A 20693-nucleotide genomic window follows, 5' to 3' on the forward strand; every position below is an offset into this window, starting at 1 on the left:
GGCGCAATACCAAAAACCCCGGTGCTGGTTAGGCTGGGGTTTTTTATTTCCTGTGAAACCCGACCAAAGGCTCTAAATAGGCGGTCCACCTACGACCAACGTAGCGCGCCGATTTTTTTTGAAGTCACTAGACTGCGCACTTGCTTCCGTTACCCGAGATAACAATCCATGTACCGTGACCGTATCCGTTTAGCTTCCTTGCAAGACAAGGTGATGAGTGCGGCCGACGCCGCTGCCCTGATTCAGGACGGCATGACCGTCGGCATGAGCGGCTTCACCCGCGCAGGCGAAGCCAAGGCCGTGCCCCACGCACTGGCTGAACGGGCCAAGCAGACCCCTTTGCAAATCACCCTGATGACCGGCGCAAGCCTGGGCAACGACCTCGACAAGCAGCTCACCGAAGCCGGCGTGCTGGCCCGACGCATGCCATTCCAGGTCGACAGCACCCTGCGTAAGGCGATCAACGACGGCAAGGTGATGTTTATCGACCAGCACCTGTCCGATACCGTCGAGCAACTGCGCAACCGCCAGATCAAGGCCGTGGACCTGGCCGTGATCGAATGCGTTGCCATCACCGAGGAAGGCCACCTGGTGCTCAGCACCTCGGTCGGCAACTCCGCCAGCTTCGCCATCCTGGCCAAGGAAGTGATCATCGAGATCAACCTGTCCCAGCCGCTGGAGCTCGAAGGCCTGCACGACATCTATATCCCCAGCTACCGCCCCACCCGCCTGCCGATCCCGGTACTCAAGGCCGACAGCCACATCGGCAATACCGCGGTGCAGATCGACCCGGCCAAGATCGTTGGCATCGTCATCAGCAACCAGGCCGACTCGCCCTCCACGGTGCTGCCGCCCGACATGGAAACCCAGGCCATCGCCAACCACCTGGTCGAGTTCTTCAAGAACGAAGTGCGCGAAGACCGCCTGACCAACAGCCTGATGCCGCTGCAAGCCGGCATCGGCACCATCGCCAACGCGGTGATGCACGGCCTGCTGGACTCACCGTTCAGCGACATGACCATGTACTCCGAAGTGCTGCAGGATTCGACCTTCGACCTGTTCGACGCCGGCAAGCTGAGCTTCGCCTCGGGCAGCTCCATGACCCTGTCGGCAAAAAAACATGAAGAAGTATTCAGCGACTTCAGCCGCTACAAATCCCGGCTGGTGCTGCGCCCGCAGGAGATCTCCAACCACCCCGAGGTGATCCGTCGCCTGGGTATCATCGGCATCAACACCGCGCTTGAGTTCGACCTGTACGGCAACGTCAACTCCACCCACGTGTGTGGCACCCGCATGATGAACGGCATCGGCGGCTCGGGTGACTTCGCCCGCAACGCGCACCTGGCGATCTTCGTCACCAAGTCCATCGCCAAGGGCGGCGCGATCTCCAGCGTCGTGCCCATGGTCAGCCACGTCGACCATACCGAGCACGATGTCGACATCCTGGTAACCGAGCAGGGCTTGGCCGACCTGCGCGGCCTAGCGCCCCGCGAAAGAGCACGGGTGATCATCGACAACTGCGTGCACCCCGACTACCGCGACGCACTCAACCAGTACTTCACCGCGGCCTGTGCGAAGGGCGGGCACACCCCGCACATCCTGCGCGATGCACTGGCCTGGCACGACAACCTGGAAACAACCGGGCGCATGCTGGCGGTGTAGGCCGGAACAGTTGGCGACTGATGCAAGTGCATTTGCATCAGTTTGCCGGCCTACCAAATGATTCTGAATAAAACTGTACTGCTGTACCGGTCGATTCCCGCCTTTTTCCCCCTCCAAATAACCCTCATTGTACAAAAATGCGCCAATACGGTGCAGACCAGTACAGTTGCCTCATTTTTGATCACAACAGTGCTCATAAACAGTTAACTGGACCATCACAATTGAAGTGAACTGTGCCTGCAAATAGTGACGCGAGTGGAGGATCATTGATCTCAGTTAAAACCACTACCTAAACCCGCCACAAGCGGAAGGACGTCAACCATGGAACGTACACTCAGTTCCGACCTGCAATTCTCCAGCACCACCGAAACCAGCCAAGCTGCACTGCCTCTGCGCCTGCTCGCCAACCTGATGTTGTGGCAGCGCCGCATCTCCAGCCGCCATCAATTGGCCCGTCTGGATGCTCGCCTGCTGGCCGACGCCGGTATCAGCGAAGCACAACGTTGCGAAGAGCTGAGCAAGCCTTTCTGGCGTTAATGCTGGACTAGCTGGCCCCTGGACGCGCAGTCCTCTCGCCAGCCTCTAATTTGTAAAACAAAGCCCGTCGCAGGTTACTGCCGACGGGCTTTGTCGTTTCTGCGGCGCAGGATGGGCGGGCATACAATTGTTATACCCACGGACAGGTACAGTTTTAATTAATCAATAATTGAACCAGTACAATATTGCATACCTGTATCTGTTATGGTCCTGCTTCGGCAGCGGAACATGGTGCCTTCAAGGCCATTTTGGCCCGAAAAGGACTGCCGCCATGATCCGCACACTCAAGAATCTACTGACTCGCGTACTGCGCCGACTCAATCAGTTACATGAAACTTCTCGCACCAGACGGTTACTCTCGGAACTAAATGAGCAACAATTGTCTGACATCGGCGTCAGCCATGCCGATCGCATGGCCGAGCTCGAAAAACCCTTCTGGCGCTGAGCACCGCACCAGAGGCAAGGGGCGGGCAGGCCAGGACGTGGCGTAACAGGCGCAAGTAGCGTCTGACCTACGTAAGTCGGTCAAATAATGTCCATGTACAGGAGATTCATCATGTCCCGTTCCCACCTGCTGGGCGCAACACTGCTGCTGGCCATGGCTACCGGCGCGCAAGCCTCGAGCTTCGTGGTCACCACCGACGCCGTCGTGCGCGCGGTCAACGCCTCTTCCAATGCCACCTCCGACGCCTCGTCGTCGCTGCGTGACAAAAAAATCATCCGTGAAGCGCGCGATGACGCTGCCAGCTTCGTGGCCAGCAACGGTGATATCCGTGGCGTGAAACTGGAAAGTGCTTTTGCCGAGATCCGTCGCAGCGCCCCAACGCTTGAGGCCTCGGATGAACAGTTGGCCCAAGCCATCCTGGCCATCTGATCAGCCGCTATGTTCGCGCATGCCTGGCCTGCGCATTCCACTCGCCTTGGCAGCAGGTTGGAGCGCTTTTGAGTCCTATGCGTTATGTGTTTTCAGTACTATTGGCCCTGTGTTGGTCTGCGTCGAGCCAAGCCTTCGACCTTACGACGCAGAACCTTGTCGTCAGTGGCTACGTCACCAGTCAAGTGACCAAGGCGCCCTTCGACAGAAAGCTGTTAATTGCCGCGCAGGACGACGCTGCAGCGTTCATTGCCACTGATGGCCAACTGAGAGGGGCACGGCTGGAATCTGCGCTGCACTATCTGCGGCACAATTCACCGACGCTTCAAGCCAGCGACACGGAACTGGCGCAGGCCATACTCGCTCAATATTGATATCCGCTTTTCTGGAGACCCCCCATGCGTACCCCGCTGATTGCCGCCACCCTCGGCCTGCTGTTGCTGGCCGACGTGGCTCAGGCACACACCCTTGTGGAAACCAGTAACATCATCGTTCGCGCCTTTGGCCGCTCGATCAATTTCACCTCCGACACCACCACCTCGGTACGTGACTCCAAAGTGGTTGTAGAAGCCAAGGACGACGCCGCCAGCTTCGTCGCCAGCAACGGTGATATCCGTGGCTCGCAACTGGAAGCCGCCTTCGCCACCCTGCGTACCCGCGTGCCGGAGGCCCAAGGCGCCAGCGACCAGGACCTCGCCGAAGCCATCCTCGCACTGTGAGGTGGCCTGGCGCCTGGCTACTGGCTTGCGGGTTGCTGATGGTCGGCAACCCCGCATCCGCCGCACTGCAGTTGCACCTTCAGACTGATGGCCTGAACGCGCAGCAGCAGCAAGCCAGCCAGGCGCTGCTTGACGAAGCGATGCGCGACCTGCCGCCACGCTTCGTCGAGCAACTGGACCGGCGCATCGACGTCAGTTGGACGTCGCACATGCCTAGCAATGCCTACGGCCAGGCGTCCGCGGTCTCCAGCCTGGACCTGAACATAAGCCTGCTGCCCAGCCTCACCGATGGCAGCGCCGCCACCACCAAGACCAATCGCCCCCACGGCACCGTGCGCGAAGAACTATTGGCGACCGTGCTGCATGAACTGACCCATATCTACGACCGCGCGCGCCTTTGGCCCGATGACCAGCGCACGCTGTTTGCCCGTTGCAAGCGTTATGACAGCAGCATGGGCAAGGTCGGCCTGCCCAGCGAATGCCGCGGCCAGACCGACCGCCGCTTCACCCTCAGCGACGACCCGCGCTTGCTCGACCTGGCCGGCTGGCCACAATCGGTCGGCACCCGTGGCGATCGTCAGCAACAGAACCGCCAGATCGTGCGCAGCCCCGATATCTACGAAACCACCAGCCCGCTGGAATTCGTGGCAGTGAACATGGAGTACTTCCTGCTCGACCCGGCCTACGCCTGCCGTCGGCCCGAGCTGTACGAATACTACAAGGCACATTTTGGCTGGGCACCGCCGAACAAAGAGACATGCCCCACCACCTACCCATTCCTGAACGCCGGTAACGACTTTGGCCGCACCCCCTTGGGCGAGATCGACCCCGAGCGCGTGTACGAAGTGGACTACCTGCTGGCCGAAGCCAACCAGGAATGGGTCAGCCGTTGGGGCCACAGCATGCTGCGCCTGGTGATCTGCGCGCCAGGGCGCCCACGCGGGCCTGATTGCCGGCTGGACCTGGACCGCAGCCTGGTGCTGTCGTACCGCGCGTTCGTCAATGACGTGCAACTGTCCACCTGGAGTGGCCTGACCGGGGGCTACCCGTCGCGGCTGTTCGTGCTGCCGCTGGGCCAGGTGATCGACGAGTACACCAAGACCGAGTTGCGCAGCCTGGCCTCGGTGCCGCTCAAGCTGACCCGCGCCGAGATCGAGTCGCTGGTGCGCCATGCCGCCGAGATGCACTGGAGCTACGACGGCAACTATTATTTCGTGTCCAACAACTGTGCGGTCGAGACCCTCAAGCTGCTGCGCGCCGGCACCAACAACCCTAAGCTGGCCGACCTGGACAGTATTGTGCCCAACGGTCTGCTCAAGGTGTTGGAAGCCCGAGGCATGGCAGATGCCAGCGTGCTCGATGACAAGAAGAGGGCACTGCGCCTGGGTTATCACTTCGACTCTTACCGCGATCGCTACCAGGCCATGTTCGATGTCCTGAAAAAGCGCTTGCCGATCCCACAGGCCAAGGTCGAAGACTGGCTGGAGTTGCCAGCCGAGAAGCGCCGGCCCTGGTTCGCCCAGGCCGACCTGCGTGCCAGCGCGGCGATGTTGCTACTGGAGCAGGCCAGCTTTCGCCGGCAATTGCTGGTGGCCCAGGAAGAGGTGAAAAAGCGCTACCTGGCCGGCCGCGACCAGGGCGACAACAGCCTGGCCAGTGCCAACAAGACCTTGCAGGCGATCCTTGCCAATAGCGGCTTCCTCAGCCGCCCGGCCGAACTGCTCGACAGCGGCGGCTACGGCTTGCCGCAGAAGGCCGAATGGCAGCGCCTGGAATCGGAAAGCAGCGAGCGCCAGAAACAACTGCAAAGCCTGAGCGTGGACCTGGACAAGGAGGTACGCGCCTTGCTCGAGCCATCGCGCGCCGCCGAGATTGCCGCCAGCGAAGAAAACCTCAAGCAGATGAGCGAACACCTACGCGCACTGCACAAGGCTGCAGGCGGGATTGAGTTGCCCTGATAGACCGCGTTGCCTGGTTCGCGGACGAATCCGCTCCTACGGGAGCGGCGGTTCATCCGCGTAAAACCCACCACTCATTCAGATACATACCTCCGGTCGGCAAACCCACATCGAAAGCTGGCTGAAAGCTTCGCCCATTAGCATCGCCCCACCACCGGCACAGACCGGCTGATTCAAAAACAACAATGGTGATCCTGATGTCCTGCGCTTCCCGTCCCGTCGCTGCACCCGCCTGCCTATTCCACGCCCTCGTCGCATTGCGCTGAACCCACCCGTTCGCCCTGCCTTCGTAGCCCCTGGCCTGGAGTATTACCATGCTGACTTTCCTTGGCTTTGCCATGGTTATCACCTTCATGTTCCTGATCATGACCAAGCGCCTGTCGGCCTTGATCGCCTTGATCGTGATCCCGATTCTGTTCGCGCTGTTCGGCGGGTTCGCGCCCAAGATCGGCCCGATGATGCTCGAGGGCATCACCAAGCTTGCGCCCACCGGCGTAATGCTGATGTTCGCCATCCTCTACTTTGCCTTGATGATCGACTCCGGCCTGTTCGACCCGGCCGTGCGCAAGATCCTCAAGTTGGTCAAGGGCGACCCGCTGAAGGTCTCGGTGGGTACCGCGGTGCTGGCCCTGGTGGTATCACTGGACGGTGACGGCGCCACTACCTACATGATCTGCGTGGCCGCCATGCTGCCGCTGTACAGCCGCATCGGCATGAGCCCGCGGATCATGGCCGGCTTGATTATCCTGGCTGGCGGGGTGATGAACATGACTCCTTGGGGCGGCCCTACCGCCCGGGCGGCCAGCGCCCTGCATGTCGACCCCTCGGACATCTTCGTGCCGATGATCCCGGCCATGCTCGCCGGCGTCGTCGCCATCCTGGCCATCGCCTACTTCTACGGCAAACGCGAGCGGGCCCGCCTGGGCGAACTGCACTTGGCCGGCGATGAAGTCGACCACAACGAGATCAGCGTGTCGCAGTTCCCCGAGGCGCGTCGGCCTAAACTGATCTGGTTCAACGGCGCCCTGACCCTGGCACTGATGGCCGCCCTGATCGCCGGCCTGCTGCCGCTGCCGGTGCTGTTCATGATTGCCTTCAGCATCGCGATGATCGTCAACTATCCTTGCCTGCAAATGCAAAAGGACCGCATCGCCGCCCACTCCGGCAGCGTGCTGGCGGTAGTCGGGCTGATTTTCGCGGCCGGTATCTTTACCGGTATCCTGTCGGGCACCGGCATGGTCGACGCCATGTCCAAAAGCCTGTTGGCGGTCATCCCCGAAGCCCTCGGCCCGTACCTGGCAGTCATCACTGCGCTGGTTAGCATGCCGTTCACCTTCTTCATGTCCAACGATGCCTTCTACTACGGCGTGTTGCCGGTGTTGGCGGAGGCGGCCAGCCACTACGGCATCAGCGCCGTGGAAATGGCCCGCGCCTCGATCGTCGGCCAGCCGGTGCACCTGCTCAGCCCACTGGTACCCTCGACGTACCTGTTGGTGGCATTGGCCGGTATCGAATTTGGCGATCACCAGCGCTTCACCCTGAAGTGGGCAGTGCTGGTATGCCTGTGCATAATGTTCGCCGCGCTGCTGCTGGGCACGTTCCCGTTGTTCAGCAGCCTGTAAGGCAAGCGATTCATCCCAACCCGGGCGCGCCGCTCAAGCGTGCCCCGTTAAACGCTCGAAGGAATACACATGGAATGGCTGACCAACCCGGAAATCTGGGTTGCCTTTTTTACCCTCACCGCACTCGAGATCGTGCTGGGCATCGACAACATCATCATGATCTCGATTTTGGTCAGCCGCATGCCCAAGCACATGCAGCCACGCACGCGGCTGTTCGGCCTGGCGCTGGCCATGGTCACCCGGATCCTGTTGCTGCTGTCGATCACTTGGGTGATGCGCCTCACCGCCGACCTGTTCGTGGTGTTCGGCCAGGGTATTTCCGGGCGCGACCTGATCCTGTTCTTCGGCGGCCTGTTCCTGCTGTGGAAAAGCTCCCAGGAAATCTACCACGGCCTGGAAGGTGAGGAAGAAACCACTGATGAGCCCTCTGGCAAGGGCGGCAATTTCTTGTACACCATCATCCAGATCGCGATCATCGACATCGTGTTCTCGCTGGACTCGGTGATTACCGCAGTCGGCATGGTGTCGCACGTTCCCGTCATGATCGCCGCCATTGTCGTCGCAGTGCTGGTGATGATGCTGTGTGCGGGCACCATCAGCAATTTCATCGACAAGCACCCTTCGCTGAAGATGCTGGCCCTGTCGTTCTTGATCGTGGTGGGTACCGTGCTGATCGCCGAATCCTTCGAAGTGCACGTGCCAAAGGGCTACGTCTACTTCGCCATGGCTTTCTCGCTGGCGGTCGAGGCCATCAACATCAAGATGCGCACTGCAATGGCGAAAAAGAAAAAACTCACGGACCCCGTGAAACTACGCAAGGATGTTCCGGGTCAATAGCCGCGCATCAAGCTCGCCAGCAAGGAGCCCTCTGCGGCTCCTTTGCTGTTTTGCAGCCCCATGAAATTGTGACACTTTTGTTTCAACACGGCTTTTCCTGTGCGATGCTGGCGGTCAGGCCCAAGGCCGACTAAAGCTATAAGTGAGCGCTGAACAAAAACCAACTCCAGCATCAGCCTCGCTGCACACTCACTGGCTCCCCACGCGGAGCACAACTTCTCAGGGGGCCTTTGTATGCTGACCCTGCTCAATCTGCTTTCGGCAGTCGCCTTGCTGATCTGGGGCACTCACATAGTTCGCACCGGCATCCTGCGGGTTTACGGTTCCAGCTTGCGTCGCCTGCTGAGCCACAACATGTCCAAGCGACCGCTGGCCTTTATCGCCGGCATCCTGGTCACGGCCGTGGTGCAGAGCAGTAACGCCACCGCCATGCTCACCACCTCCTTCGTCGGCCAGGGCCTGATGACCCTGACGCCAGCGTTGGCGATCATGCTGGGTGCCGACGTCGGTACCGCGCTGATGTCGCGGGTGCTGACCCTCGACCTGTCGTGGCTGTCGCCGCTGCTGATCTTCCTGGGGGTGATTTTTTTCCTCTCGCGCAAGCAAACCCGCGTCGGCCAGATGGGCCGTGTCGGGATCGGCCTGGGCCTGATCGTCCTGGCGCTGCAACTGATCGTCGAAGCCGCCGCCCCCATCACCCACGCCCAGGGCGTGAAGGTGCTGTTTGCCTCATTGACCGGCGACATCTTACTCGACGCCTTGGTGGGCGCGATGTTCGCGATGATCTCCTACTCAAGCCTGGCAGCCGTTCTGCTTACAGCCACCCTGGCCGAGGCCGGCGTGATCAGCCTGCCGGTGGCCATCGGCCTGGTAATCGGTGCCAACGTCGGCAGCGGCCTGCTGGCCTTCATTTCCACCAGCATGCAGAACACCGCCGGGCGCCAAGTAGCCTTGGGGAGCCTGCTGTACAAGCTGATCGGCCTGGTGCTGATAATTCCGGTGCTCGACCCGCTGGTGCACTGGATGGACGGCCTGGACTTCAACGTGCAGGGCCTGGTGATCGGCTTTCACCTGCTGTACAACACCCTGCGCTGCCTGATCATGCTGCCCACCGTGGGCCCGATGTCCAGGCTGTGCACCTGGCTGCTGCCCGAGCGTGAAGAAACCAATGGCCTGGCACGCCCGCGCCACCTGGACCTGTCGGCACTGGACACGCCCAGCCTGGCCTTGGCCAACGCCGTGCGCGAGACCCTGCGCATCGGCGACCTGATCGACAGCATGCTTGGTGCCATGCTTAACGTACTGCGCGGCACGCAAACCGCGATGACCCAGGAAATGCGCCGCCAAAGCGACGATGTCGAAGCCCTTTACAGCGCAATCAAGCTGTACCTTGCACAAATGCCCCGCGAAGACCTCAGCGATCAGGACAGCCGGCGTTGGGCCGAAATCATTGAGCTTGCGATCAACCTCAAGCTGGCCAGCGACCTGATCGAGCGCATGCTGCGCAAGGTCCAGCAACAGAAAACCTCGCAACGCCGGCAGTTCTCTGAAGTTGGCCTGGAAGAACTGGCTGGGCTGCACACCCAGTTGATGTCCAACCTGCGCCTGGGCCTGTCGGTATTCCTCAGTGGTGACCCCGAAAGCGCCCGGCAACTGCTGCGCGAAAAGCGTCGTTTCCGCGCTCAGGAACGTCGCCTGGCTCACGCCCACGTCAGCCGATTGCAGCGTAAAGTGGTGCAGAGCATTGAAACCAGCTCGCTGCACCTGGAACTGATCGCCGACATGAAGCGGCTCAACTCGCTGTTCTGCGGTAGCGCCTACGTGGTGCTGGAAACCTCGGAAACCGGGGCGCTAGAATTCGACAGTGTGCCGGACAACGCGCATTCGCCTTGAACGACCACGCGCCACCGAAGTCTGTTCTTGCAGGCTGAGCTGATTTGGATGAGGTAGTGATGCAGGAAACCGTCGGCTCTGTCATCGCCGAAGGCTGGGGGCGGCCTTTTATCAAGCCTGTCGGTAGAGTCTGCAACGTGATCACCCGCAAGCTGGGCCTGCGTTGCGTGCTTTCCCTGTGCCTGCTGGTGGGCGCCAACTCAAGCCAGGCTTTGGATCGCTTCCAGGTCGAAGGCTACCTGCTGGACAACGGCCTGCAAGTACTGCTCAAACCCGGTGATGACCGCAACCACGTGGCCATCCGCTTGGTGGTGGGCGTAGGCTTCGATGATTTCAGCTGCGCCGACCAGGAACTGCCGCACCTGCTGGAGCACTTGCTGTTCAGCGGCGTGGACGGCGGCGGCGAAGGCGACCTGGAAGAGCGCATGCAAGCACTGGGCGGCGACTGGAATGCCTTCACCAGCGCCACCGACACCACCTTCGTGATCGAAGCCCCGGCACGTAACGAGCGCAAGGTGCTCGACCTGCTGCTGGCCGTGCTGACCAAGACCCAACTCGACGAGAAAGCCCTGACCATCTCGCGCAACATCGTGGAGCGCGAGGCGGGCGGGCATTACTCGCACCTGCAACGCTGGCTCGACAAGCAGGACGTCGGCCACCCGGCCAGTGACCAACTCGCCGTGGAAATGGGCACCAAATGCACCGAGCGCTCCTCCGTCCAGGACATGACCCTGGAGCAGGTCGAAGCCGTGCGTAAAAGCTGGTACGCCCCCAACAACATGACCCTGATCATGGTCGGCGGCCTGGACAAAGTGCTGCCGGCCTATCTGGAACGCACCTTCGGCGAACTGAAGGCCAGCGAGCCTACCGAACACCCCGACATTCCCGTCACCCTGCACACCCCCGATCAGGAACGTACCTTGACCAGCGGCTGGGTAGGCGACGGCGCGAAAATGCATTGGTTTTACCAGGAGCCTTCCCTGGAAGGCGAACAGGACGTGGCCCTGGACCTGCTGCAAAGCTATATGGAATGGGCAATCTACAAAGAGCTACGGCTCAAGCACAGCCTGTCGTACGGGCCCTGGAGCCAGCGCGAAGCCTTTGGCGATACCGGCATGCTCAGCCTGAATGCCGACCTGGACCGCAAAGACGTCGACCAGGCCCGCACGATCGTCGTGCAGCTAGTGCAACGCCTGCAAAAAGACGGCCTTGACCCGGCCACCTTCGCCCGCCTCAAGCAGGCGGCCATTGCCCGCCAGGGTTGGGCCGTGCAAGGCAATAGCGCGCTGGCGGATTACTACTGGAGCGCCCTGACGGATTATTCCGACGGGCATTTCAGCGACCCCGCACGCCAACTGAGCAAGGTCACCCTCAAGCAAACCGATGACGCCATGCGCAAACTGTTTGCCCAGGCGCCCTATATCCGTATCGAAGAACCGTTGCTCAGCTACGATGAACTCTACGAACTGGGGGTCTCGCTACTGGTGCTATTGGGCCTGGGCGCACTGGGTTGGGGCTTCTGGCGACGCCACCATTAGGGGCGGGCAATGAAGGCACCAAGCCGGTATCCTGTGGGCGTTTTCTGACAACCACCAAGAATCTGCCGAATGCCTTACTACCTCCAGCGCATCATCGAACTCATCAAACGCTACCCCGGGGTGATCGCCATCGGCGGTTTCGCTTCCGGGATCGGCAGCTTCATCATGGTCGATCGCCAAGCCAGCCTCGCCAGCTGGATCGCCGTGATCATGCTGGTGAGCTGGGTTTGGCTGATGCTGGAGAACACCTTCACCCAGTGGTTCAGCCGCGCCTTCAAACGGAACATCCCCGAAGGGTTGCTGCGCTACGCCACGCAGATGATCCACCAGGAAAGCCTGTTCTTCGTTTTGCCGTTCTTCTATATCACCACCACCTGGAACAGCGGCCAGCTGGTGTTCACCGGCATCCTCACCGTGGCGGGCCTGATCTCGATCATCGACCCGCTGTATTACAAGTGGGTGGCGCCGCGGCGCTGGCTGTTCATGACCATGCACACCCTCACGCTGTTTGCCGCGATGCTGACGGCACTGCCGATCATCCTGCACCTGACCACCGCCGAAAGCTTCAAGCTGGCGCTGGGCACGGCCATGCTGTTGTCGTTCCCCAGCCTTGCCACCAGCTTCCCGATCAACAGCTGGAAGCGCGGCGTGATGCTGGTGGTGATGACCCTGGCCGTCGGCGGCGCCGGCTGGCTGCTGCGCTCCTGGGTACCCCCGGCGACGCTGTGGATGACCGAGTCGGCCATTGCCACCAACCTGGACAACCAGAACCGCACCCCCGGCGACGACATCAAGACCCTCACCGCCAGCCAGATGCGCGGCACCGGCGTGTATGCCTACACCGCGATCAACGCACCCCGGGGCCTGGACGAACGCATCTACCACGTGTGGCGCTTCAACGGCCAGGAAGTCGACCGCATCCCGCTGGACATCCACGGTGGGCGCAAGGAAGGCTACCGCGCCTGGACCCACAAACAGAACTTCCCCGGCAGCCCGGTGGGCAAGTGGCAGGTGCGGGTGATGACCGAGGACGGCCAAATGATCGGCGTGCTGCGCTTTGAAGTCACGGATGATGGAACACCTGCGCCAGCCCAATGAAATTAACCAGGTGAATGTGCTATTACTCGCCGATATGGCAAAGGCAACTAAGCTCGGAGCTTATGACCACCCAAGCACTCGACGGCAACGCCCACCTGGACACTTCGAGCCACCCGGCACGCCTGCACATCGCTGGCGACTGGACGCTCGCGCACTATAAAAACCTGCGCCGGCAAACCGAACAACTCCACGGGCAATACGACCAGGCCACCCAGATTGATCTCGACCAGTTGGGCGCCGTGGACACCGCGGGCGCTTCGCTGCTGGTTGAGCTGCTGGGGGCTGATCGGCTGGGCAAGCTGGCCGATACCGCCACGCACTTGCCAGCGGCCAGCCGCGCGCTGCTGCAAACCGTGTACTGCTCGCTGCAAGACTTCTGCGAGCCGGTCAAGGAGCCCGAGGTTGCCGTTGGCTTGTTGCTGCTGACCCGCATTGGCAAGGCCGTGGACACGGTCTGGAAAGACACCCTGCAATTGCTCGGCTTCATCGGCCTGGTCCTGCAGACGCTGGCCATGGGGCTATTTCGCCCTTGGCGCTGGCGCACCACTGCGGTCATCGCGCACATCGAGCAAACCGGCTTGGACGCAGCCCCCATTGTTGCGCTGCTGACCTTTTTGGTGGGCGCGGTGGTGGCCTTTCTCGGTGCCACGGTGCTGGCCGCCTTTGGCGCGACGATCTTCACCGTCGACCTGGTGGCGTTTTCCTTCCTGCGTGAGTTCGCCGTGTTGCTGACCGCCATCCTGATGGCCGGGCGCACGGCCAGCGCCTTCACCGCGCAGATCGGCTCGATGAAGGCCAACGAAGAGATCGACGCGATCCGTACCCTGGGCCTGGACCCCATCGAACTGCTGGTGCTGCCCCGCGTATTGGCCCTGCTGATCTCGCTGCCGGCGCTGACGTTCCTGGCCATGCTTTGCGGCCTTATCGGCGGCGGCGTGGTGTGCGCCGCATCGCTGGGTATCTCGCCGGCGATGTTCCTCTCGCTGCTGCAAGCGGACATCGGCGTGCAGCACTTTATCGTTGGCATGATCAAGGCACCGGTGTTTGCATTCATCATCGCCGCCATCGGTTGCCTGGAAGGTTTCAAAGTGGAGGGCAGCGCCGAGTCGGTGGGCGCCCACACCACCTCAAGCGTGGTGCAATCGATCTTCGTGGTGATTGTGCTGGATGCCGCCGCGGCGATGTTTTTCATGGAGCTAGGCTGGTGAATTGGCGAGTGGCGGTGCCGCATGAAGCAGTGATCGAAGTGCGCGGGTTGTGCAACCGCTTCGCCAGCCAGAGCGTGCACGAGCACCTGGACCTAGACCTGCGCCGGGGCGAGATCCTGGCCGTGGTCGGTGGCTCGGGCAGTGGCAAGTCGGTCTTGCTGCGCAGCATCATTGGCCTGCGCCGGCCCAATGAAGGCTCGGTGAAAGTCTTCGGCCAAGAACTGAACAGCCTCTCGGAGACGGACCGTTCGATGGTCGAACGGCGCTTTGGCGTGCTGTTCCAGCAGGGCGCGCTGTTTTCCTCGCTGACTGTCACCGAGAACGTCGCGCTGCCCCTGATCGAACACGCCGGCCTATCGCGCATCGATGCCGAACACCTGGCGTACGTGAAGCTGGCTCTGGCAGGCCTGCCGTTGTCATCGGCCAATAAATACCCCTCGCAACTGTCGGGCGGCATGATCAAGCGCGCCGCCCTGGCACGGGCCCTGGCGCTGGACCCGGACATCCTGTTTCTCGATGAGCCCACCGCAGGCCTGGACCCCATCGGCGCGGCAGCCTTCGACCAGCTCATCCTGACCCTGCGCGATGCCCTGGGGCTGAGCGTGTTCCTGGTCACCCATGACTTGGATACGCTCTACACCATCACCGATCGCGTGGCGGTACTGGCGCAAAAGCACGTGCTGGTGGTTGATCACATCGACAAGGTGGCCGAAACCAACGACCCCTGGATTCACGAATATTTCCACGGCCCGCGCGGCCGTGCGGCCTATCAAGCCGCCACCCGGCAAAAGGAGGTCTGAGATGGAAACCCGTGCTCATCATGTATTGATCGGGCTGTTCACCGTGCTGGTGGTGGTCGGTGCCCTGCTGTTCGGGCTGTGGCTGGCCAAGTCCAGCGTCGACACCGCCTTCAAGGACTACGAAGTGGTATTCAACGAGGCCGTGACCGGCCTGTCCAAAGGCAGCGCCGTGCAATACAGCGGCATCAAGGTGGGCGACGTGTCGCAGTTGCGCCTGGACCCGGAAGACCCGCGCCGGGTGCTGGCGCGCATCCGCCTGACCGGCGAAACCCCGATCAAGCAGGACACCGTGGCCAAGCTCGCACTGAACGGCATCACCGGCACCTCGATCATCCAGCTCAGTGGCGGCACGCCCGAAAGCCCCGAGCTCAAAGGTGAGAAGGGCAAACTGCCAACCATCGTGGCCGCGCCGTCGCCCATCGCACGGCTGCTCAATAACAGCAATGACCTGCTGGCCGGGGTCAATCACCTGCTGTACAACGCCAACCGGCTGATTTCTGAAGAAAACGTCGAAAGCCTGGGCAAAACCCTGAAAAACCTCGAGCAAACCACCAGTGTGGTGGCCGACCAGCGCGATGACATCCGCCAGGCCATCAAGCAATTGGCATTGGTCAGCAAACAGGCGGGCGCCGCCCTGGAGCAGACCACCACGCTGATGCGCAACGCCAACGGGCTGATCGACAACCAGGGCAAACAGGTCTTTGCCAGCGCCGACAAGGCCATGCAGTCGCTGGAGCAGAGCGCCGCGACCATCAATGGCCTGCTGCAAAACAACCGCGAATCCCTCAATGGCGGCCTGCAAGGTCTTAACGAACTGTCACCGGCCATCCGCGAACTGCGCGACACGCTGTCTTCGCTCAAGGGCATTTCCCAACGCCTGGAAGCCAACCCCAGCGGCTATCTGCTGGGAAGGGACAAGAACAAGGAGTTTGAGCCATGAAACCGATCCTGTTGCCCCTGGTTGCCTCGCTTGGCCTGTTGAGCGCTTGCTCGATTTTGCCCCAGGCCGAGCCTGCGGATGTCTATCGCCTGCCGGCTGCCGCAGCGCCAGCGCGTAACGCCAATGCCGTGCCGTGGTCACTGCGCATTGCCAAGCCCGAGGCCAGCGGTGCCTTGAATACCCCACGCATCGCGGTTATCCCACAGGGCGATGTGATCAGCAGCTACAAAGGCGCCCGCTGGAGCGATCCGGCCCCCGTGCTGTTGCGCAATCGCCTGCTCGACGCCTTTGCCCAGGACGGCCGCGTGCAGCGCCTGAGCAGCGATGACGCCAATCTGTATGGGGACTTCGAGCTGGGCGGGCAGTTACAGGCGTTCCAGACCGAATACGCGGCAAGCGGACCGCAGGCGGTGATTCGCTTTGACGCGCTGCTGGTCAGCAGCACGCACCGGATACTGGCCAGCCGGCGCTTTGAAGTGCACCAGCCGTTGAATGACCCGAAAGTACCGTCGGTGGTGGCCGGGTTCGGCCAGGCCAGCGATCAACTGATCAAACAGGTGATCGACTGGACCGTGGCCCAGGCAGGGCAGCAGTATCAGCCGAAGAACCAGTAGCACACGGCAACCGCCGCCACCACGCCGCTGAACTCAGCCAGCAAGGCGCAACCCACGGCATGGCGGGCGCGCTGGATGCCGACCGCGCCGAAGTACACCGCCAGTACGTAGAAGGTGGTTTCGGTGCTGCCTTGGATGGTAGCCGCCACCAAGGCCGGGAAGCTGTCCACGCCCTTGCTCTGCATGGTCTCGATCAGCATCGCGCGCGCAGCGCTACCAGAAAACGGCTTGACCAGCGCAGTGGGCAGCGCATCGACGAAGCGCGTGTCCAACCCCGCCCACTGCACTGCATGACGGATGCCCTCCAGCGCAAATTCCAATGCCCCGGAGGCGCGCAGCACACCGACGGCACAGAGCATGGCCACTAGGTAGGGCAGCAGGTTCTTGGCCACGTCGAAGCCTTCCTTGGCGCCTTCGACAAACGCCTCGTAGACCTTCACCTTGCGCAAGGCGCCGATCAGCAAGAACAACATGATCAGGCCGAACAACGTCAGGTTGCCCAGGATTGACGAAAGGCTTGCCAATGCAGTCGCAGACAGCCCCGCCAGCAGCGCCATGAAGCCACCCAGCAGCAATGCGCCAGGGATCAGGTAGGCGAGCACCACGGGGTCCCAAAGCCGCAGACGCTGCATCACAGCCACCGAGAGCAGGCCCACCAAGGTCGAGGCGCTGGTGGCCAGCAGGATCGGCAAAAAGATCAGGGTGGGGTCGGTGGCGCCTTGCTGGGCGCGGTACATGAAGATGGTCACCGGCAGCAGGGTCAACGACGAGGCGTTGAGCACCAGGAACAAAATCTGCGCGTTACTGGCCGTATCGCGGCTGGGGTTCAGCTCCTGCAAAGCGCGCATGGCCTTCAGGCCAATCGGGGTGGCCGCGTTATCCAGGCCCAGAGCGTTGGCGGCGAAGTTCATGGTAATCAGCCCAAGCGCCGGGTGCCCGCGTGGCACTTCCGGCATCAACCGGGCAAACAGCGGCCCCAGCACCTTGGCCAGCCAGTCGACGATACCGGCCTTCTCGGCGATGCGTAGAAAACCCAGCCACAAGGTCAGGGTGCCGAACAGCAGCACCATGACATCCACCGACAGCTTGGCCATGGCGAAGATGCTTTCGACCATCGCGGCAAAGATCCCGGCATTGCCCCCCACCAGCCATTGGGCCAGGGCGGAAATCGCCGCCACCACGAAAAAGCCGAGCCATAGGCCATTGAGCATCAGTATTCCCCCACAAGTTGGGGCGAATGATAGCGGCAAGTCCAGAAACGACAAACCCCGACGGGTCGGGGTTGGTCTGATACATCCTGGGTACGCTACTTCGCTACGGTTTCACCCGCAACGTCAGCTGGCTTACTGCGCCAGTGCGGCAGCGAATTCCAGTAGCGCTCGCCCTTGGCATCGTCGTACATGCCTTCCCAGCGCGAGACTACCAGCACGGCCAGGGCGTTGCCGATCACGTTCAGTGCGGTACGGGCCATGTCCATCACACGGTCGACACCGGCGATAAAGGCCAGCCCTTCCAACGGAATCCCTACGCTGCCCAGGGTGGCCAGCAGCACCACGAAGGAAACGCCCGGAACGCCGGCGATACCCTTGGACGTGACCATCAGGGTCAGTACCAGCAGCAGTTGCTGGCTGATCGACAGATCGATGCCGTACAACTGGGCAATGAAGATGGCCGCGATGCTCTGGTACAAGGTCGAACCGTCGAGGTTGAACGAGTAACCGGTAGGCACCACGAAGCTGCAGATGGCCTTGGGCGCACCGTAGGCTTCCATCTTCTCGATCACGCGCGGCAGCACGGTTTCGGAGCTTGCAGTGGAGTAAGCCAGCACCAGCTCATCCTTGAAGATGCGCATCAGCTTGATCACCGAAAAGCCGAACAGGCGGGCGATCAGGCCAAGCACCACGAAGGCGAAGAAGGCGATGGCCACGTAAACCAAAATCACCAGCTTGGCCAATGGCAGCAGCGAGGCAAAACCAAAGTTGGCGACGGTCACGGCGATCAAGGCAAACACACCGATCGGCGCGTAGTTCATGATCATGTGGGTGACCTTGAACATGCTTTCCGAAACGCCCTGGAACATCTTTACCAAGGGTTCACGCAGGTCCGGCTTGAGGCTCGACAGGCCCAGGCCGAACAGCACCGAGAAGAAAATGATCGGCAGCATCTCGCCACGCGCCATGGCCGCGAAGATGTTCGATGGGATCAGGTTCAGAATGGTTTCGATAAAGGCGTGTTCGTGCTGGACTTCGGCAGCCGTGGCCTGGTACTTGGAGATGTCGACGGTACCCAGCGTACTCATGTCGATGCCGCTGCCAGGGTGGAACACGTTGGCCAGCACCAAGCCCACCACGATAGCGATGGTGGTCACGATCTCGAAATAGAGAATGGTTTTCAGGCCAATGCGGCCGAGCTTCTTCGCATCGCCCACACCCGCGATCCCGACGATCAGCGAGGAAATCACGATCGGGATAACGATCATCTTGATCAGGCGAATGAAGATATCACCAGCAGGTTGCAAGACGTTGCCGATCCACCAGGCCTTTTCGGCACTGAAGTGGTTGAGCAATGCGCCGATTGCAATCCCGAGTACCAGACCGATGAGGATCTGCCAGGCGAGGCTGAGTTTTGCCTTCTTCATATTGTTACCCTTACTTCAAGTGAACTCGAGCACACTTCTGAATCTTGCCAAACACTCGATCTAGAGCAGTCAAAGCGTTGGCGAGCGTCTGAAGGTGTCCCCGTAGAAGGTCTTCGTCGACACCCGTTTGGATGCTTGTGCCAACGAAAAAAGGCGCAACTATTCCGATGCAGCCTCCCCCCGTCTAATGCCGTAAACGCCTACCCTATGCCGAATCGGCATGATATTTATTGTTCGAAAGCAGCGTCACAACGGGTTGCCTTGCACGCGTTCGGAAAATCGAAAATGCTTGAAGCGGCGTGTTTCGCCCACGCAAGTCCAATAAACACGGAGCCAAAAGCACGGTGTTCGACAATCCGAATGGGCAAATTCGAGGAATGGGCAAGGTGGGCGTCGGCGAAAAATATCGATGTACGGTCAGATCCGCCAAGCGAAATGGCGTAAACGCCAGAAAGGTTTCATCAGAAAAAAAGTGAATAATAGGACGCGACCCAAGCTGGATCGTCATTTCGAGCTAAACGATTGTTTTCTCGATAAAAAGCTCTCGGGAAGCCCGGCCGATTCCGGCTCACGGGCCTCCCTCGCAGCTTTTACCTGACCTGGCCCTCAGCGGAGGCACTCCCTGTACCCCTAGGTCACTCCGATCCTGTAGCAATCAGAACGTCCCGGCCCCTTGATCATGCGCCGGCCCTCCTCGGGCTTGCGCAGGGAATAGAAGCCAAATCATTGAAAAGGTTCAGCTTCTTTCAAATTATCCGATCAATACCAGTTCGGATCTTTCTTCAATTGCTCATCCAGCACCTGCTGCATGCCCTTGTCAGGCTTGCCCAGCCAACGATAGTCGGCGTGGCGCGTGGGTGACTTGTCGGCCGGTAGGCCAGCAGGTACCTGCACCAACAAGGCGTAGGCGTCTTTCTTGTCCCAACTAAAGGCGACGATCAGACGCTGGGTGGTGCAGCTTTGCTGGGTTTCGCATAGCTGGCCAACCAGATACTTGGCCTTGTCTTCTTCAACGCCAGACATCTGCTCGGAGTAGCCAGTGAGGTTGATCACCCAATCGGGCAAGCGCTCCTCTTTCTTCACTACACCTTGCCACGTCTCGCGATACTGCGGGTCAGAGCTCAACAACTGACTGGCCCGCGCCTGGCCGTCATTGGCCGCCATCGCCGTGGCGCAGCTGCCCAACAGCAGGGCAGCGGCCACAGCCTTGAAGGTTAAGCTCGCCATATTCAGCCTCTACCGCGACGGCCGAAGAAGAACGAGGCCACAAACAGCACCAGGAAAACAATGAACAGGATCTTGGCGATACCTGTCGCGGCGCCAGCGATACCACCGAAGCCAAGGACTGCAGCGACAATGGCGATGATCAGGAATGTGATTGCCCAACTAAGCATGGTGGATCTCCTTACCGTTTTCGAAATTTTTGTGGTGTTGCCGGCTTAAAACACCCAGCGCTGCTGCGCTGGCATCTCGCCTACAGTGTCGGCCCGTTCCAGCGTAGGCCGGCTGACAGTGGCCAGGCCTGCAACCTTGGCCCCTGTCGAATGAAACGTTGAACCGATCAAGGTGCGGTGCTGGATTTGCGCCGCTTCATGACTGTCGCTCCACCGCTGGTACTGCTGACCGCATAACAAGGTGATCAGCACTGCAAACAGCAGAAACAAGCCCTGCTGCACATGCTGGGAGGAAATCGATGCGGTTGCGACAGATTGACGGTTCATCCGGTAACTCCTCCCACTGCGGTGGTATTCGTTG

At 60.9% G+C, this 20693-nt stretch carries 22 protein-coding genes; 16 read left to right on the top strand and 6 right to left on the bottom strand.

The window, feature by feature from the left end; genetic code table 11:
* The first annotated feature begins 168 nt into the window (after nt 1-168).
* From scpC to L9B60_RS11160, 9 genes are all read left to right on the top strand, one after another.
* A complete protein-coding gene (gene scpC / locus L9B60_RS11120) occupies nt 169-1662 on the top strand; it encodes a succinyl-CoA:acetate CoA-transferase ScpC (protein ID WP_249678554.1) in 1494 nt (497 codons plus the stop codon).
* 321 nt (nt 1663-1983) lie between these two features.
* A complete protein-coding gene (locus L9B60_RS11125; protein WP_249678555.1) occupies nt 1984-2199 on the top strand; it encodes a DUF1127 domain-containing protein in 216 nt (71 codons plus the stop codon).
* 271 nt (nt 2200-2470) lie between these two features.
* The gene (locus L9B60_RS11130) at nt 2471-2644 is read left to right on the top strand and encodes a DUF1127 domain-containing protein (RefSeq protein WP_249678556.1); all 174 of its coding nucleotides are present in this window, start codon (nt 2471-2473) and stop codon (nt 2642-2644) included.
* A 111-nt stretch (nt 2645-2755) separates the two neighbouring features.
* On the top strand, nt 2756-3073 hold the full coding sequence (locus L9B60_RS11135; RefSeq protein ID WP_249678558.1) for a DUF2388 domain-containing protein: 318 nt from the start codon (nt 2756-2758) through the stop codon (nt 3071-3073).
* Nucleotides 3074-3150: 77 nt separating this feature from the next.
* Complete coding sequence (locus tag L9B60_RS11140) at nt 3151-3447, top strand: DUF2388 domain-containing protein (RefSeq protein WP_249678559.1); 297 nt, start codon at nt 3151-3153, stop codon at nt 3445-3447.
* Between the two features lie 24 nt (nt 3448-3471).
* A complete protein-coding gene (locus tag L9B60_RS11145; RefSeq protein WP_249678561.1) occupies nt 3472-3792 on the top strand; it encodes a DUF2388 domain-containing protein in 321 nt (106 codons plus the stop codon).
* Nucleotides 3789-5750, top strand: a complete 1962-nt coding sequence (locus L9B60_RS11150) for a DUF7844 domain-containing protein (protein ID WP_249678563.1) — start codon at nt 3789-3791, stop codon at nt 5748-5750. Before L9B60_RS11145 ends, L9B60_RS11150 begins: the two co-directional genes overlap by 4 nt.
* A 314-nt stretch (nt 5751-6064) precedes the next feature.
* Nucleotides 6065-7372 (top strand): CitMHS family transporter, encoded by a 1308-nt coding sequence (locus L9B60_RS11155; protein WP_249678565.1) that lies wholly within the window; start codon nt 6065-6067, stop codon nt 7370-7372.
* Nucleotides 7373-7441: 69 nt separating this feature from the next.
* Nucleotides 7442-8209, top strand: coding sequence for a TerC family protein (locus tag L9B60_RS11160; protein ID WP_249678567.1), 768 nt, complete (start codon nt 7442-7444; stop codon nt 8207-8209).
* Here the strand turns inward: L9B60_RS11160 and L9B60_RS11165 are convergent.
* The gene (locus L9B60_RS11165; protein WP_249678568.1) at nt 8203-8382 is read right to left on the bottom strand and encodes a hypothetical protein; all 180 of its coding nucleotides are present in this window, start codon (nt 8380-8382) and stop codon (nt 8203-8205) included. The genes L9B60_RS11160 and L9B60_RS11165 overlap by 7 nt on opposite strands.
* Nucleotides 8383-8443: 61 nt before the next feature.
* Between L9B60_RS11165 and L9B60_RS11170 the strand changes: the two genes are divergently transcribed.
* From L9B60_RS11170 to L9B60_RS11200, 7 genes are all read left to right on the top strand, one after another.
* Nucleotides 8444-10102, top strand: coding sequence for a Na/Pi cotransporter family protein (locus L9B60_RS11170; RefSeq protein ID WP_249678569.1), 1659 nt, complete (start codon nt 8444-8446; stop codon nt 10100-10102).
* Nucleotides 10103-10260: 158 nt separating this feature from the next.
* Complete coding sequence (locus L9B60_RS11175; protein ID WP_249679709.1) at nt 10261-11640, top strand: M16 family metallopeptidase; 1380 nt, start codon at nt 10261-10263, stop codon at nt 11638-11640.
* A 69-nt stretch (nt 11641-11709) separates the two neighbouring features.
* Nucleotides 11710-12738 (top strand): DUF5924 family protein, encoded by a 1029-nt coding sequence (locus tag L9B60_RS11180; RefSeq protein ID WP_438866093.1) that lies wholly within the window; start codon nt 11710-11712, stop codon nt 12736-12738.
* A gap of 62 nt (nt 12739-12800) precedes the next feature.
* Nucleotides 12801-13946, top strand: a complete 1146-nt coding sequence (locus tag L9B60_RS11185; protein WP_249678570.1) for an ABC transporter permease — start codon at nt 12801-12803, stop codon at nt 13944-13946.
* Between the two features lie 8 nt (nt 13947-13954).
* The gene (locus tag L9B60_RS11190) at nt 13955-14746 is read left to right on the top strand and encodes an ABC transporter ATP-binding protein (RefSeq protein WP_249679711.1); all 792 of its coding nucleotides are present in this window, start codon (nt 13955-13957) and stop codon (nt 14744-14746) included.
* Between the two features lies 1 nt (nt 14747).
* Nucleotides 14748-15686 carry an MlaD family protein gene (locus L9B60_RS11195; RefSeq protein WP_249678571.1) on the top strand — a complete coding sequence of 313 codons (939 nt, stop codon included), beginning with the start codon at nt 14748-14750 and terminating at the stop codon, nt 15684-15686.
* Nucleotides 15683-16300: an ABC-type transport auxiliary lipoprotein family protein gene (locus L9B60_RS11200; RefSeq protein ID WP_249678573.1), complete on the top strand. Its 618-nt coding sequence runs from the start codon at nt 15683-15685 to the stop codon at nt 16298-16300. Before L9B60_RS11195 ends, L9B60_RS11200 begins: the two co-directional genes overlap by 4 nt.
* Here the strand turns inward: L9B60_RS11200 and L9B60_RS11205 are convergent.
* The 5 genes from L9B60_RS11205 to L9B60_RS11225 all read right to left on the bottom strand — a co-directional run bounded on the left by L9B60_RS11205 (nt 16282) and on the right by L9B60_RS11225 (nt 20659).
* The gene (locus L9B60_RS11205) at nt 16282-17511 is read right to left on the bottom strand and encodes a nucleoside recognition domain-containing protein (RefSeq protein ID WP_249678574.1); all 1230 of its coding nucleotides are present in this window, start codon (nt 17509-17511) and stop codon (nt 16282-16284) included. The genes L9B60_RS11200 and L9B60_RS11205 overlap by 19 nt on opposite strands.
* Before the next feature lie 95 nt (nt 17512-17606).
* Entirely contained in the window at nt 17607-18938 is a 1332-nt protein-coding gene (gene gltP / locus L9B60_RS11210; protein ID WP_249678575.1) for a glutamate/aspartate:proton symporter GltP, read from the bottom strand.
* A gap of 759 nt (nt 18939-19697) precedes the next feature.
* Nucleotides 19698-20165, bottom strand: a complete 468-nt coding sequence (locus L9B60_RS11215) for an inhibitor of vertebrate lysozyme family protein (protein ID WP_249678576.1) — start codon at nt 20163-20165, stop codon at nt 19698-19700.
* 2 nt (nt 20166-20167) lie between these two features.
* Nucleotides 20168-20332 (bottom strand): DUF1328 domain-containing protein, encoded by a 165-nt coding sequence (locus L9B60_RS11220; protein WP_009401691.1) that lies wholly within the window; start codon nt 20330-20332, stop codon nt 20168-20170.
* A 45-nt stretch (nt 20333-20377) separates the two neighbouring features.
* On the bottom strand, nt 20378-20659 hold the full coding sequence (locus L9B60_RS11225; RefSeq protein WP_249678578.1) for a hypothetical protein: 282 nt from the start codon (nt 20657-20659) through the stop codon (nt 20378-20380).
* Nucleotides 20660-20693 lie beyond the last annotated feature (34 nt).

It is taken from the genome of Pseudomonas abieticivorans, assembly GCF_023509015.1.
Taxonomy (GTDB): Bacteria; Pseudomonadota; Gammaproteobacteria; order Pseudomonadales; family Pseudomonadaceae; genus Aquipseudomonas; species Aquipseudomonas abieticivorans.

What these genes read in the sequence shown, in the direction of transcription:
- L9B60_RS11140 (WP_249678559.1), top strand. Translation starts at nt 3,151, where the DNA reads ATGCGTTATGTGTTTTCAGTACTATTGGCCCTGTGTTGGTCTGCGTCG.
- L9B60_RS11145 (WP_249678561.1), top strand. Translation starts at nt 3,472, where the DNA reads ATGCGTACCCCGCTGATTGCCGCCACCCTCGGCCTGCTGTTGCTGGCC.
- scpC (WP_249678554.1), top strand. Translation starts at nt 169, where the DNA reads ATGTACCGTGACCGTATCCGTTTAGCTTCCTTGCAAGACAAGGTGATG.
- L9B60_RS11135 (WP_249678558.1), top strand. Translation starts at nt 2,756, where the DNA reads ATGTCCCGTTCCCACCTGCTGGGCGCAACACTGCTGCTGGCCATGGCT.
- gltP (WP_249678575.1), bottom strand. Translation starts at nt 18,938, where the DNA reads ATGAAGAAGGCAAAACTCAGCCTCGCCTGGCAGATCCTCATCGGTCTG.
- L9B60_RS11170 (WP_249678569.1), top strand. Translation starts at nt 8,444, where the DNA reads ATGCTGACCCTGCTCAATCTGCTTTCGGCAGTCGCCTTGCTGATCTGG.
- L9B60_RS11155 (WP_249678565.1), top strand. Translation starts at nt 6,065, where the DNA reads ATGCTGACTTTCCTTGGCTTTGCCATGGTTATCACCTTCATGTTCCTG.
- L9B60_RS11165 (WP_249678568.1), bottom strand. Translation starts at nt 8,382, where the DNA reads ATGCTGGAGTTGGTTTTTGTTCAGCGCTCACTTATAGCTTTAGTCGGC.
- L9B60_RS11220 (WP_009401691.1), bottom strand. Translation starts at nt 20,332, where the DNA reads ATGCTTAGTTGGGCAATCACATTCCTGATCATCGCCATTGTCGCTGCA.
- L9B60_RS11160 (WP_249678567.1), top strand. Translation starts at nt 7,442, where the DNA reads ATGGAATGGCTGACCAACCCGGAAATCTGGGTTGCCTTTTTTACCCTC.
- L9B60_RS11130 (WP_249678556.1), top strand. Translation starts at nt 2,471, where the DNA reads ATGATCCGCACACTCAAGAATCTACTGACTCGCGTACTGCGCCGACTC.
- L9B60_RS11205 (WP_249678574.1), bottom strand. Translation starts at nt 17,511, where the DNA reads ATGCTCAATGGCCTATGGCTCGGCTTTTTCGTGGTGGCGGCGATTTCC.
- L9B60_RS11200 (WP_249678573.1), top strand. Translation starts at nt 15,683, where the DNA reads ATGAAACCGATCCTGTTGCCCCTGGTTGCCTCGCTTGGCCTGTTGAGC.
- L9B60_RS11215 (WP_249678576.1), bottom strand. Translation starts at nt 20,165, where the DNA reads ATGGCGAGCTTAACCTTCAAGGCTGTGGCCGCTGCCCTGCTGTTGGGC.
- L9B60_RS11225 (WP_249678578.1), bottom strand. Translation starts at nt 20,659, where the DNA reads ATGAACCGTCAATCTGTCGCAACCGCATCGATTTCCTCCCAGCATGTG.
- L9B60_RS11195 (WP_249678571.1), top strand. Translation starts at nt 14,748, where the DNA reads ATGGAAACCCGTGCTCATCATGTATTGATCGGGCTGTTCACCGTGCTG.
- L9B60_RS11185 (WP_249678570.1), top strand. Translation starts at nt 12,801, where the DNA reads ATGACCACCCAAGCACTCGACGGCAACGCCCACCTGGACACTTCGAGC.
- L9B60_RS11125 (WP_249678555.1), top strand. Translation starts at nt 1,984, where the DNA reads ATGGAACGTACACTCAGTTCCGACCTGCAATTCTCCAGCACCACCGAA.
- L9B60_RS11180 (WP_438866093.1), top strand. Translation starts at nt 11,710, where the DNA reads ATGCCTTACTACCTCCAGCGCATCATCGAACTCATCAAACGCTACCCC.